The following is a 14,103-nucleotide window of genomic DNA, read 5'->3' as shown; positions in this document are numbered from 1 at the left end:
ATTTCCAATATTCTATGCTATATTATGAGTTCATAGATAATAATCTCCAAGACTGAGGGCTGCCTACAGGTAGTCCTCTTATTGTTGATTATATGAAAGGATCATGCTATGATTTATGTTACAATATGTAAATGATATGCATATTGTATTCTTATCTTCTTAATGCTATAGGTTAAGCGTTTCTGTTACTTTATTAAGCGTTTTAGTTATTCCTTTCTATCCTGAGTAAAACACGCGACCCTTCGGGGTGGTTTTTTTATTTAATTATGTTGTATTATAAATATAGTGTCTGATATTTATAATTCATGCGTTTGGTCACCTAGGGGTGACCTTTTCTTGACTACACATAAAAAACATATTATATTGTTCATAGTGATATTACTTGATATCGCTATGAAGGTTTATAGATCCTCTATTTTCTACTATTTTTTTAATGTTGAAATTTTAAGTTGAAAAAGTCTTGGTGAATATTAACGATAATAGGGCATAGAGGTTGCTTCGGCAGCCTCTTTTTTCATATTATAATATATCTAACTCTTGCTTATCCCTTTAATCTTTGATATAATGCTAATTGTATTAAACATACTAATCAACCTTATATTTTAAGCGTTATCTGATTCGGTCGTCAAACTTTCGTCAGATAGCGCTTTTTCTATTTCACGTAACTTTTGAACGATTTTAGAACCCATCCATTAAGTTAGGTGGTTTTTTGATACCATTTTTGATACCATTTTGTTGAAAAACAGTAAATTTCAGAAAATTAGAGTGCCTAAAAATCGCGTCAAATCAACGTTTTTAATTTTGACAATTTCAAAAAAACACCGATTTCAATCGAAATGGAAGGTTCTATCGGTTAATCGATATTCTATGGAATTAAAATATTGAAAACAAAGCACGAGCAATGCCTACATGATGTGGTAGAAGCATTGCTCGTGTTTTTTATTCAGTTTATTCACAAATGCATTATCGAAGCGTATAGTTGACTTAAATAGATAATCATATTTAATGGATGAAAGAGACATAATTCCACTTAAAGAAAGTGGGAAATAAAATGGCTGAAGATTTAGACTATGAAAAACTGGACATCATAAAGAAAGCTTATTTAACAGAATGGGAAAGATGGAGCAATTTATCGGAAGAAGAAAGAAGGATACATTTAACTATCCTAAAGGGTTTGAGGAATTAACAAGTGATGAATATGACTATGTGATATTTGATGTCAAACCTTTTGATTATGATGAGAACACACTAAAATTATGGGAGTATGAAAACAAGCATTTAGAGATAGTTACAAAAGAAGGCAAAATTTATAGAGGATATGACAGTTTCTTTGGTTCTAGAGTAGATAATGATTCTAACGAAGATGATATTGCAATGAAAGTTAATTACATCGGCAAAAATTTTGATTTTAATGACGAAAAATTCACCTTATATACATTGTATAACTATTTCTGTTTTGACTTAAGTGAGATTGACAAACTCACAATCACAGATGACATACCATATATAAAGTACCTTGCGGAGTTTGTGACGATCCATACATCAAATGGAGTATATACAGGCTTTGTTGAAGATATAAAAAAACATGAAGACTTCTATGAACTTAGTATTAATATATACTTTACTTTTGAAGAATATAAATTGGACAGTGAGAAGATTTTAAATCTTTGGTGGAATACGTATCAAGTCAAGACAAAGGATATCAATGAAATTGAATTCGAAAAGACTATTTCTTTTGATAATACATCTCTTATTAATGAAATTGAACTTGAAAAGCGTATTTCTATTGAAAACATACCGGTGATCAATTTAAATGACTTTCTGAACCATGATGTGACATTAACCACTATAATTGGGAATAAGTACACGGGTTATGTGACGGGGATTGAAACGAAAAAAAGAAAAACGCATGATGTTGAAATATTGAAAATGGACATAGAAGATTTCAATGTTAACTTAGATACAGATACTGTTGAGTTGGGTGTATTAGCAACAGCAGCAACATTTAAAAAAAGTATCATCGCAAGTATTGAAATAAAAGATGAACCAAAACTTAGCAGTTATGCAGGTAAGTACGTTGAACTTACAACTCAGTCGCTTACACGTTTTAAAGGATTTGTAAGTAAAGTGCAATATGATCACAAAGAAGAAAGTATCTTGTTAGAAGTTGACAATATTCATGAATGGTTGACTACAGATACGAAAGTATCATTTGAATCTGAAAATACTAGTCAGTGCTATCTATTTAAAAAAAGTGAGATTATAGCTATCAAAGAGTGGAGGGATGACACTGAAGAAAATACAACCTGCAAGCAAGAGAGGTAAATTTTTATATTCTACAAACATTTCGTCTGAAAATTCGGTACAATAGGGATAAATACTTTCACTGTGCGGAAAAAGTGTCAAGTGCATTCGGTTTACATCGTTAGCTGAAAGGGAAAATATTATAGATATAAACGCATTTTCTTGCAAGTGAAAACAGAGTTTTAAGGGAGCGTTGCCACCATGATTATAGCTATCATTATATTAATATTTGTTTCTTTCTTCTTTTCAGGCAGTGAAACTGCGTTAACTGCCGCAAATAAAGTTAAATTACAGACGGAAAGCCGTAAAGGCGATCTTAAATCTAAAAAATTATTAAAATTACTCAATAGACCAAGAGATTTTATCACAACGATATTGATTGCGAACAACAGTGCCAATATCGTGTTGCCGACTTTAGTAACGATTTTAGCAGTTCAAAACGGCTGGAATGTCGGAATTGCGTCGTTAGTCATTACTGTTGTTGTAATCATTGTTTCAGAAGTCATTCCTAAATCCATCGCAGCTACATATCCAGATGTGATTTCTAAACTTGTTTATCCAGTCATTCATTTCTTTGTGGTGATTTTGACACCTATCACAAAAATATTGAACGGTTTAACAGGTTTAATCAACAAAATGCTTGCGAATGATAAATTTCAAAGTCATAGAATGTCGAAAGAAGAAATTCGTACGATGGTGACGATTGCTGGGGCACAAGGTGCTTTTAATGAAAGCGAGCGAGACAGACTTCAAAGTGTTTTGACTTTCGAACAACTGCGTGTAAAGGATGTAGATACTACACCGCGTGTCAATGTGACCGCATTTTCGCTCGATACACCTTATGATGAGGTATATGATATTATTATGACCCACCCCTATACACGTTATCCGGTGTATGATGAGGAAATTGATAACATTGTAGGTGTATTCCATTCTAAATATTTATTAGTATGGAGTCGACATCATGACAAATCATTAGAAGATTACATCTCAAAACCGCTGTTTGTGAACGAGCATAATAAAGCAGAATGGGTGATGCGCAAAATGATCGCATCACGCAAACATATTGCGATTGTGCTGGATGAGTATGGCGGAACGGATGCGATTATTACTATGGAAGACTTGATTGAACAGTTGCTTGGTATTGATATCGAAGACGAAATGGATCAACACGAACAAAATAAAGTCAATGAACGTTTAAGACAAAAACAAAAACAAAAGCCTAAACCGAATCAACCAACTTTATAAGGAGTGTTTACCCTATGTGGTTTGAGACAAAAGCGAGTGCAATGCTTGGCATCAAGTATCCTATTATTCAAGCAGGCATGGCAGGCAATACAACGCCTGAACTTGTCGCGAGTGTGAGTGACAGCGGCGGATTAGGAACTATAGGTGCAGGTTATTTCAGTTTAGAACGATTAAGCGAAGAAATAGATAAAGTGAAACTTTTAACTGCCAAACCGTTTGCGGTGAATTTATTTGTGCCGAACAAGCAAAAGCTGAAACCGGCACAAGTGGATTTAATGAATGCTTGGTTAAGTCCCTACCGCCGTGCATTGGATTTAGAACATCCTGTTGTCAATTTATCAGAGTCTCAACAGCTTGAACGCCAAATTGATATATTAATCAAAAAGAAAGTAGCTGTCGCAAGTTTTACTTTCGGCGTACCTGAAACCAGATTAATTCGTAAAATGCATGAAAATGACATTATTGTGATGGGGACAGCAACTTCTGTTGAAGAAGCTCTGGCAAATGAAGCAGCCGGTGTTGATATTATCGTGACACAAGGCAGTGAAGCAGGCGGACATCGCGGTTCATTCTTAAAACAAGATGGTGAATATCCGATGATCGGCAGTATCTCGCTGATTCCTCAGGTTGCGGATGCGGTGAGTGTACCGGTTATCGCTGCAGGAGGCATTATGGACGGCAGAGGTGTGCTTGCCAGCTTGATTCTAGGTGCGTCTGGGGTACAAATGGGTACAGCGTTCCTTACATCGCAAGAAAGCGGTGCAGACATCGCTTATAAACAAGCTATCCTTAACAGCACAGAAACCTCTACAGTGCTGACGAATGCTTTCAGCGGTAAAATGGCACGAGGTATCCGAAATGATTTTGTAAATTATTTATCGCAATTTAACGGAGAAGTTCCGGAGTATCCTATCCAAAATCAATTGACTTCAGCGATTCGAAAAGCTTCTACCGCAAACCACGATGATTCAATGATGTCTTTATGGAGCGGCCAAACACCGCGATTAGCGACAAGCCGCTCTGCACAAGAGATCGTAACGTCTATTGTTAATCAAATTGAGGAGATGCGTTTGCGCTAACTGAATAACATCAATATTAAAGTACTGTGCAGCACGCACAGTACTTATTTTAAGTGCGCTCGGCATGATTAGCAACTTGATGGTGAAAGTCCATTACAGGCTTGGCAGTAGGAACTGTTAGCGAAAGACAAGGGTGTCCATCGCGAGGTGGAATCTGAAGGAAGTCGGACGCAAACACTCGCATTGACGAATAGAAACATCATATCAAGGCTTATGCGAACGGATGAGTTTGCTTAACAAAACAAAGTCCGATACTGCCCGAATTCGTATGAGTAAATGATGCAATGACATGAGTGGAAAGTGGTTAATCTTACCCGAGGAGGTCTCATAAGCGATTCTTCGAATCGTAGTAACAACGAATTATGAGAAGTCAGCAGAAGTCATAGTAGGGAAAATGTACCGAAGGACTGAACAATATTAAATACAAAGTAAAGAATGGAGGTTATAGATTTACGAAGTACCGAAAACAATGCAAATTGGCAGTCTGTGGAAGATAAGTAGTGGAACGAAAAAGATAAGCAGATGTGTACAGTAAATCTTAGTTGATATGAAAGAAATGTATCGTGAGACTCCATCACTGATGGAACTTGTTGTAAGAAAGAACAACATAGAGAAAGCAATCAAGAAAGTTGTTAAAAATAATGGCTCTCCTGGAATCGATGGGATGAAGGTTAAAGAGTTACATGCTCACTTCAGAGAATTCTATCCACAGATAAAAGGAAAACTGCTTAACGGTACGTATAAACCGCAAGCAGTTAAGAAAGTAGCCATTCCAAAACCGAATGGCAAAAAGAGAATTCTTGGAATTCCCGTCGCAAGGGATAGAGTTATCCAACAAGCAATCAAACAAGTTATCGAACCGATGATAAATCGCCAGTTTTCGAAACATAGTCATGGGTTTAGACCAAATCATAGTACAGGTACTGCATTAAAACAATGTATCCAATACTATGAGGAGGGTTATCACACAGTCGTAGACTGTGACTTAAAACAATGTTTTGACACGTTGAACCATGACAAATTGATGTACTTGTTTGAACGCTTTATACAAGATAAAGCTATCTCTAAATTTATCCGCAAAAGTTTACAAAGCGGGTCTGCAGACCTGTCTGGCGAATACGCAGAAAGAAAGACAGGCGCCCCTCAAGGTGGGATTATATCTCCCTTGTTGTGTAATATCTATTTGCATGAGCTGGATAAAGAATTAGAGAAGCGCGGACATCGTTTTGTGAGATACGCAGATGACTTCGTCATCTTTGTTAAATCAAAACGTGCCGGACAACGTGTTATGGAGAGTATCACAAACTTTATCGAAAAGGACCTGAAATTAACAGTGAATAAAGATAAAAGTAAGGTAGGCTCTCCCACACGTTTAAAGTTCTTGAGTTGTCTGATAACGAAAATAAATGGCACTTGTCGTTTCAGACCCACTATGGAAGCAAAAAGAAATTTAAAAGCCAAATTAAAGTGGGTCACAAGAAGAAATAGACCTGGCACATTTACTGAAATTATAACAGGAATCAACGCGATTACTAGAGGTTGGATAAACTATTTTGGCAGAGGTTTTGTTAAAGGATTTATCCGCGAAATGCAAGAGTGGTTGAACCATCGAATCAGACAACTTATTTTAAAGCGATGGAAGAAGGTCAAAACAAAATACAAAATGCTTCGAAAATACGGATTAGACCACAATGGTGCCATGCGTATTGCGAACTCAAGAAAGAAGTATTGGAGGCTTTCCAAAACGCATGAGGTTCATCATGCGCTTACAACAAATAGACTCTACAAGTGGGGTCTAGTACCACTAGCCCGACTCGCAGAGTCTGCTTACGCAAGATATTGAACCGCCGTGTACGGAACCGTACGCACGGTGGTGTGAGAGGACGAGTATTCAATTAATGATTACTCTCCTACTCGATTCGAGAGAAAGGTCGTTCAGATAAGGTCGTAGGTTAAAATATGATAGAATGAAACTGGTGATTAAGTATGATAGAGATAGGGCTGACAGGTTGGGGAGATCATGATTCCCTGTATACTGATCTAAGTCGAAAAACTGATAAATTAAAGACGTATGCGAGTCATTTTCCAGTGGTAGAATTGGATGCATCGTATTATGCGATTCAACCTGAACGCAATATCCGAAAATGGATTAAAGAAACACCGGACCGCTTCAAATTCGTCGTTAAAATCCATCAAGCACTCACGTTGCACGCAGACTATAAAGATTTTGCGGACACACGTGAAGGCTTATTTGAAGATTTTAAATTAATGATTGCGCCATTAATCGAAGCGGATAAACTAGCGATGGTCTTAGTTCAATTTCCGCCATGGTTTGACTGCAAAACACAAAACATTAATTATATTAGATACGTCAGAGTACAACTTAAAGATGTCCCTGTATGTATCGAATTCAGAAATCAAACTTGGTTTAAAGACGGCATGAAAGAACACACATTAGAATTCTTAACGGAGCAGCAGCTCATTCATGCGATTGTGGATGAACCGCAAGTCGGCGAAGGTTCAGCACCGCTCGTCAATCGTATTACGACAGAAACGGCATTTGTACGTTATCATGGCCGTAATCGTCATGGTTGGACCAAACAAGACATGACAGATGAAGCATGGCGTGATGTGCGTTATTTATACGACTATTCAACAAAGGAACTGGAAGACTTAGCTGAAAAAGTGCGTATTATTCAGCACAAAGCCAAAAACATATATGTGGTGTTTAATAATAACTCCGGCGGTCACGCTGCAGGCAACGCAAAAGAATTCCAGCGTATATTAGGGATTGATTACGAAGGATTAGCACCGCAGCAATTGAAATTATTTTAGGAAGTGATGGGATATGGTGAGTATTATACTGCTCATTTTAATTGGGGCATTATCTGCAATTATCGGTTCTATTGTCGGAATCGGCGGCGGATTGATTATTGTTCCGACTATGGTGTATCTTGGAGTGGAGCATGACATGCTGCATGGGATTACACCGCAAATTGCGATCGGAACTTCTTCTATTATTCTAATTGTGACGGGTTTAACCTCAACATTAGGGTATTTAAAATCTAAGCAAGTCGATGTTAAAAACGGTTATGTCTTCTTATTCGGCTTGTTGCCGGGGTCATTGCTCGGTTCCTTTATCAGCCGTTATTTAACATTAGATTCATTCAACCTTTATTTCGGACTGTTTCTGATTTTAGTTGCTGTGCTGTTATTAGTACGTCATGCCATTAAACCGATTAAAGTATTTGAAAAGAAAAAATATGAAAAAACGTATGTAGATAAAGATGGCACACTTTATCATTATCATGTACCGCCAGTGTTTGCTTTCTTTGCGACATTTTTTATCGGTATTACAACAGGTTTATTCGGCATCGGCGGAGGTGCTTTAATGACACCGTTAATGCTGATTGTATTCAGATTCCCGCCGCATGTGGCAGTAGGTACAAGTATGATGATGATTTTCTTCTCAAGTGTCATGAGTTCAATCGGACATATTTTCCAAGGCCATGTGGCTTGGCATTATGCAATCGTCTTAGTTATTTCAAGTTATCTGGGTGCGAAATTGGGTGTGAAACTCAACCAATCTATGCAATCGAACACAGTGGTTGCATTGCTGAGAACAGTAATGCTGCTGTTAGGGGTATATCTTATTATCAAATCATTTCTATAGAGGAGGCGTCCGAGTTTGAAGTTAACGATTTATCATACGAATGATATTCATAGTCACCTTCATGACTATGAGCGAATTGCTGCTTATTTAGCAGAACACAGACCGTTATTAGACCATCCTTCGCTTTATATCGATATCGGCGACCATGTTGATTTATCAGCACCCGTGACAGAAGCAACGCTTGGCCATAAGAATGTTGAGCTGCTGAATGCAGCACATTGCGACATTGCGACAATCGGCAATAATGAAGGAATGACCATTTCGCACGAAGCATTAAACGCCTTATATCATGATGCAGACTTTACGGTGACTTGCAGCAACGTGTTTGATGAAGCGGGCAACTTGCCGCATCATCTGACATCGAGCTATATTACGGAAATTGAAGGCACGCGTATTTTATTTGTCGCAGCAACTGCACCGTTTACACCATTTTACAGAGCGCTTGATTGGGTAGTAACGGATCCGATGGCTGCGATTAAAGATGAAATCGACAAGCAAGAAGGACAGTATGATGTATTGATGGTTATGAGTCATTGCGGTATCTTCTTTGACCGTAAATTATGCGAAGCATTGCCTCAAATCGATGTGATTTTCGGCAGCCATACGCACCATTATTTCGAACGCGGAGAAATGAAGAACGGGGTGCTGATGGCAGCGGCCGGAAAATACGGTCATTTTTTAGGCGAGGTCACTCTGGAAATCGAAAATCATAAAGTTGTACATAAAGAAGCGGTGATTCATCCTGTTGAAACACTGCCGCAAGTAGAGACGCACTTCAAAGAAGAAGGCAAAGCACTAATGAGCGACCCGGTAGTCGATCATCCGGTCAGCTTGCCGAGAAGAACAGATGTAATTACGAAAACCGGTTATCTGCTTGCAGAAAGTGTGTATGAATTTACGCATGCGGATTGTGCGATTATCAATGCCGGTTTAGTCGTTAAAGGTCTTGAAGGGCCAAAAGTGACAAAGTTTGATGTACATCAAATGCTGCCGCATCCGATTAATTTAGTAAGAATTAAAATTACTGGCAGAGATTTGAAACAAGTTATCTTAACAGCTGAAGAGCAGGCTTATATGCATGAACACGCACAAGGGCTTGGATTCAGAGGAGATATCTTCGGCGGCTATATTTTGTATAATATGGGCTATATCGAGTCAGAAGCGCGTTTCTTTGTACAAGGCAAAGAAATCGATGATGACCATGTCTATACTTTAGGTACAGTAGATATGTATACGTTCGGACGTTATTTTCCTCTGTTCAAAAATCTGCCTACAGAGTACTTGATGCCAGAGTTTTTAAGAGATATTTTCAAAAAGAAACTATTAGAATTATGAATTATAGGTAATAGCGTTTTCATTTTCTGATAAATTCGTTATAATAGTATGAAGATAAGTACACAGGAGGGTATGTGTTGTTATGGCTACTAAAAATGATGAAATTTTACGTAAACCAGATTGGTTGAAGATAAAGCTAAACACGAACGAGAACTATACTGGTCTGAAAAAGATGATGCGTGAAAAGAATTTAAACACTGTTTGCGAAGAAGCAAAGTGTCCGAATATACATGAATGTTGGGGTGAGCGCCGTACAGCTACATTTATGATTTTAGGTGCAGTTTGTACACGTGCTTGCCGCTTCTGTGCAGTTAAAACAGGCTTGCCGAACGAATTAGACTTAGGTGAACCAGAACGTGTTGCAGAATCAGTTGAAATGATGAACTTAAAACACGTTGTTATCACAGCGGTTGCGCGTGATGATTTACGTGATGCAGGTTCAAACGTTTACGCTGAAACTGTAAGAAAAGTAAGAGAACGCAATCCATATACGACAATCGAAATTTTACCGTCAGACATGGGCGGCGACTATGATGCATTAGAAACATTAATGGCATCAAAACCTGATATCTTAAACCACAATATCGAAACAGTACGTCGTTTAACACCAAGAGTACGTGCGCGTGCAACTTATGATCGTACTCTAGAATTCTTGAAACGCTCTAAAGAATTACAACCAGATATTCCGACTAAATCAAGTATCATGGTTGGTTTAGGCGAAACAATCGAAGAATTACATGAAACAATGGATGATTTGCGTGCAGCAGATGTTGATATCTTAACAATCGGTCAATATTTACAACCATCACGCAAACACCTTAAAGTTGAAAAATACTATTCACCATTAGAATTCGGCAAATTACGAAAAGTAGCAATGGATAAAGGATTCAAACATTGCCAAGCTGGACCATTAGTACGTAGTTCTTACCATGCAGATGAGCAAGTAAACGAAGCTGCAAAAGAAAGACAACGTATCGGTGAAGAAAAATTAAACGAATCTACTTCAGAAGCGTAATAGAAATGAATGAATAACAATAGGGGGAAGCGGACTGCATCAGTCCGCTTCTTTCGTTGTTTCACACTCGTTTTGTTGTATAATGTGAGATAAGTCCTACGTGTGCATAGGCAAAAAGTATGCATCACGTTAAAACTGTGTACTACACTGAGTAAAAAGAAGAAACAATCAAAATAGAATTGTTAGGTGACATAGATGATTAAAGCAGGAGATAAATATTTTGAAATGATAGAAGAGTATCGTGATTGTTTTGATGAAGAACAATTTGCGGACCGCTATTCAGAGATATTAGATAAATATGACTATGTAGTCGGCGATTTCGGTTATGATCAGCTGCGCTTAAAAGGATTTTACAAAGATTCCAACAAAAAAGTTGAAATCAGCAAACGCTTTGCGACAATACAAGACTATTTATTAGAGTTCTGTAATTTCGGATGTGCCTATTTTATTTTAAGACGCATACCTGAAAGAGAATTAAAAAAATTACATGCACAGCATAAAGAGGACGCTCTAAAAAGTGATAAGCTGCATGATGTAAAAATAGCACCGAGTCTTCCGAATGATCATAAGAAAAAGGACAGCTGATGAAGTACCAGCTGTCCTTTAGTATGTTTAAAACAATTATTTTAATATTCCCCGCTGTCGAAAGTACCGCTCGGGATAACATCTTTCAAGTATTCAGTCAGTTCTTCGCCTTCTGCTTCGCTGACACCTAAGATATAAGAGATGTAGCCGTCTTCTGCTAAATCATCCGGACCAATGATTCCGAATTTATTCGTCTGCATATTTAAGACTAATACTTTCCCGTAATGACGGTTGGTTTGAAAGAGCATTAAATCATAACGGTTCTCTTCACCGACCATACCTACATATTGTACATCAGCTTCTTCGTTATCATCGTATAAAAACATATCTATCATGATTTCTTTGACTCCTTTGTACATGTTGTTTTCTCAAGTATATACAGAAATGATTTGTACTGCAAAGATGTGATATGATTGAGGGGATGAGGAGATGAAGAATATGTATTTTGTTGATAAAGATAAATTGACGTATAAACTGAATTACTTACAAAAATTAACAGAAGATTATTCAGAAAATAAAGAGAACCATTATGCATTTGAGCGTATTGCACAAATGCTCATAGAGTCTTCAGTAGATATCGGCAACATGGTGATTGATGCATTTGTATTGAGAGATCCGGGAAATTATAAAGATGTGATCGATATTCTAGAATTAGAAAAAGTGATTTCTGCAAAAACACAACAGGGTATAAATAAAACTGTAGATGTACGCAAACGCTTTGTACATCAATATGATCAATTGGATACAGATGATCTGATCCCGTTATTTGATGCTTCGCTTGAAGACTACAAAAATTTCATTGATGAAGTTGTCAATTTCTTAAATAATGAAAATGTACCTGTTACAGCATTTGGAAAAGGAGATAAGAAATAGATGAAACAATACAAAGGTTATCTGATTGACTTAGATGGCACAATGTATAAAGGCGCTGATCCGATTGACGGTGCCAAACAATTCATTGATTATCTAAATCAAAATAACATCCCGCATCTTTATGTGACAAACAACTCTACAAAGGTGCCGGAGGATGTTGTGAAGAAACTGGCTGAGTTTGATATTGAAGCGAAACCAGAAGAAGTGATTACCTCTGCTTTAGCAACAGCAAGCTATATTAAAAAAGAAAACGAACATGCGTCGATTTATGTAATCGGCGAAGGCGGTATCCGTACAGCACTGCTGAATCAAGGTTTAACACTTATAGACGACACGCATGTGGATTATGTCGTTGTTGGTTTAGATACGCATGTCAATTACGACAAGCTTTCACAAGCGACACTTGGTGTGCGCAACGGTGCGAAATTTATTTCGACTAACCAAGATATTTCAATTCCGAATGAACGCGGCTTCTTGCCAGGCAACGGCGCGATCACGAGTGTGATTGCCGTGTCGACAAAAGTACAGCCGACGTTTATCGGCAAACCGCAGCCGATTATCATGGATATGGCTATGGATGTCATCCGATTACCTAAAGAAGACGTTGCGATGGTCGGTGATTTATACGAAACAGATATCATGTCAGGTATTAATGCCGGGATCGACACGATTCATGTACAAACAGGTGTAATCAGCAAAGAAGAACTCGCAGAGAAGCCAACACAACCAACGTACACATTCAAAGACTTGAATGAAGTATTAAAAGACTTAGAAGGGTAGGTGTTACGATGACCAAAGTGTTAGTGACACGTAAAGTACCAGACAAATTTGTACAACAGTTAAAAGAATTTGCGGATGTAGAAATGTGGGATGAAGAATTCGTTCCGATGCCGCGCGATAAATTTTTAGAAGAAATCAAAGATGCGGAAGCAGCATTTATTACGCTAAGCGAAAAAATCGATGAAGAAACATTAGAAGCGGCGCCGCATTTAAAAATTGTAGCCAATATGGCAGTAGGTTATGACAATATCAATGTTGCTTTAGCAGCAGAAAAAGGTGTGACTGTAACCAACACACCAGGTGTCTTGACAGAGACTACTGCAGAACTCGGCTTTACTTTGATGCTTGCGACAGCACGCAGAATTGTAGAAGCTGAACAATATGTCAAAGACGGCGAATGGAAAAGCTGGGGACCGTACTTATTAGCAGGCAAAGATGTGCACGGCTCTAATATCGGTATCTTCGGTATGGGAGATATCGGCAAAGCTTTTGCCCGCCGTTTGAAAGGCTTTGAGGCTAATGTGATGTATCATAACCGCAGCCGCCACCGCAGAGCTGAAAAAGAACTCGGTGTATTGTATGTATCATTTGATGAATTGCTTGAAAACAGCGACTTTGTCGTTTGTACAGCACCATTAACACCGCAAACTAAAGAAAAATTCAACGCAGCAGCATTTAAAAAAATGCGTAACGATGCAATCTTTATCAATATCGGACGCGGGGCAACTGTCGTTGAAGAAGATTTGATTCAAGCATTAGAAGACGGCGAAATCGGCGGAGCGGGACTTGATGTCTTCAGAGATGAACCGATTTCGGCAGATCATCCATTGCTTAAATTTAAAAACGTCATCGCCTTGCCGCATATCGGCAGTGCGACGGTCGTGACACGCGACAGAATGATTCAGTTGTCAATCAATAATGTGAAATCAGTGTTGCAAGGACAACCTGCAATTACGCCTGTTACTGATAAATAAAAAAAGAGAGAATGCAGTTTTACAGACTGATGCACAGTAGGTAAAACTGCATTTTTCTGTGTAAATAGGTGTAAGTCCAAAGCATGATTTAAGGGGATGTAAAAAGTATTACAATAATGTTATGTGAGTAAAGATTGTATTTCAAGAGGAATAGAAGTAAAATGTAAATGCTCAAAATTTATTGATAATCGCATGAATGCATATCAATGCAAAAACATGAAAAGCATGCAGCTATGT

General features: G+C 37.9%; 13 protein-coding genes. 12 read left to right on the top strand and 1 reads right to left on the bottom strand.

Going from position 1 to position 14,103, the window contains the following annotated elements:
- Positions 1-1,119 precede the first annotated feature (1,119 nt).
- The 9 genes from MUA90_RS10655 to MUA90_RS10615 all read left to right on the top strand — a co-directional run bounded on the left by MUA90_RS10655 (position 1,120) and on the right by MUA90_RS10615 (position 11,239).
- The gene (locus tag MUA90_RS10655; protein ID WP_262586808.1) at positions 1,120-2,325 is read left to right on the top strand and encodes a hypothetical protein; all 1,206 of its coding nucleotides are present in this window, start codon (positions 1,120-1,122) and stop codon (positions 2,323-2,325) included.
- A 180-nt stretch (positions 2,326-2,505) separates the two neighbouring features.
- The gene (locus MUA90_RS10650) at positions 2,506-3,552 is read left to right on the top strand and encodes a hemolysin family protein (protein WP_262586806.1); all 1,047 of its coding nucleotides are present in this window, start codon (positions 2,506-2,508) and stop codon (positions 3,550-3,552) included.
- A 14-nt stretch (positions 3,553-3,566) separates the two neighbouring features.
- The gene (locus tag MUA90_RS10645) at positions 3,567-4,631 is read left to right on the top strand and encodes an NAD(P)H-dependent flavin oxidoreductase (protein WP_262586804.1); all 1,065 of its coding nucleotides are present in this window, start codon (positions 3,567-3,569) and stop codon (positions 4,629-4,631) included.
- A gap of 556 nt (positions 4,632-5,187) precedes the next feature.
- The gene (gene ltrA / locus MUA90_RS10640; protein WP_262588837.1) at positions 5,188-6,474 is read left to right on the top strand and encodes a group II intron reverse transcriptase/maturase; all 1,287 of its coding nucleotides are present in this window, start codon (positions 5,188-5,190) and stop codon (positions 6,472-6,474) included.
- Positions 6,475-6,617: 143 nt separating this feature from the next.
- Positions 6,618-7,466 carry a DUF72 domain-containing protein gene (locus MUA90_RS10635; protein WP_262586803.1) on the top strand — a complete coding sequence of 283 codons (849 nt, stop codon included), beginning with the start codon at positions 6,618-6,620 and terminating at the stop codon, positions 7,464-7,466.
- Between the two features lie 13 nt (positions 7,467-7,479).
- A complete protein-coding gene (locus MUA90_RS10630; RefSeq protein ID WP_105993621.1) occupies positions 7,480-8,304 on the top strand; it encodes a sulfite exporter TauE/SafE family protein in 825 nt (274 codons plus the stop codon).
- Between the two features lie 15 nt (positions 8,305-8,319).
- Positions 8,320-9,639, top strand: a complete 1,320-nt coding sequence (locus tag MUA90_RS10625; protein ID WP_262586801.1) for a bifunctional metallophosphatase/5'-nucleotidase — start codon at positions 8,320-8,322, stop codon at positions 9,637-9,639.
- 82 nt (positions 9,640-9,721) lie between these two features.
- Positions 9,722-10,654, top strand: coding sequence for a lipoyl synthase (gene lipA / locus MUA90_RS10620; protein WP_114603779.1), 933 nt, complete (start codon positions 9,722-9,724; stop codon positions 10,652-10,654).
- Between the two features lie 195 nt (positions 10,655-10,849).
- Positions 10,850-11,239, top strand: a complete 390-nt coding sequence (locus MUA90_RS10615; RefSeq protein ID WP_262586799.1) for a YutD family protein — start codon at positions 10,850-10,852, stop codon at positions 11,237-11,239.
- 41 nt (positions 11,240-11,280) lie between these two features.
- Here MUA90_RS10615 and MUA90_RS10610 read toward each other — a convergent pair whose 3' ends face one another.
- The gene (locus MUA90_RS10610) at positions 11,281-11,574 is read right to left on the bottom strand and encodes a DUF3055 domain-containing protein (protein ID WP_262586797.1); all 294 of its coding nucleotides are present in this window, start codon (positions 11,572-11,574) and stop codon (positions 11,281-11,283) included.
- 103 nt (positions 11,575-11,677) lie between these two features.
- On the opposite strand from MUA90_RS10610, the gene MUA90_RS10605 reads away from it, so the two are divergent.
- From MUA90_RS10605 to MUA90_RS10595, 3 genes are read left to right on the top strand one after another with little or no spacing between them, the layout of a single operon-like run.
- Positions 11,678-12,112: a type VII toxin-antitoxin system HepT family RNase toxin gene (locus tag MUA90_RS10605; RefSeq protein ID WP_262588836.1), complete on the top strand. Its 435-nt coding sequence runs from the start codon at positions 11,678-11,680 to the stop codon at positions 12,110-12,112.
- On the top strand, positions 12,113-12,892 hold the full coding sequence (locus MUA90_RS10600) for a TIGR01457 family HAD-type hydrolase (protein ID WP_262586796.1): 780 nt from the start codon (positions 12,113-12,115) through the stop codon (positions 12,890-12,892).
- A gap of 8 nt (positions 12,893-12,900) precedes the next feature.
- Positions 12,901-13,866, top strand: coding sequence for a 2-hydroxyacid dehydrogenase (locus MUA90_RS10595; protein ID WP_262586794.1), 966 nt, complete (start codon positions 12,901-12,903; stop codon positions 13,864-13,866).
- Positions 13,867-14,103 lie beyond the last annotated feature (237 nt).

Source organism: Staphylococcus sp. IVB6181, from assembly GCF_025561445.1.
In the GTDB taxonomy this organism is placed as follows: domain Bacteria; phylum Bacillota; class Bacilli; order Staphylococcales; family Staphylococcaceae; genus Staphylococcus; species Staphylococcus simulans_B.
The sequence above is the reverse complement of the archived record's forward strand: the minus strand, read 5'-3'. Positions and strand labels throughout refer to the sequence as shown.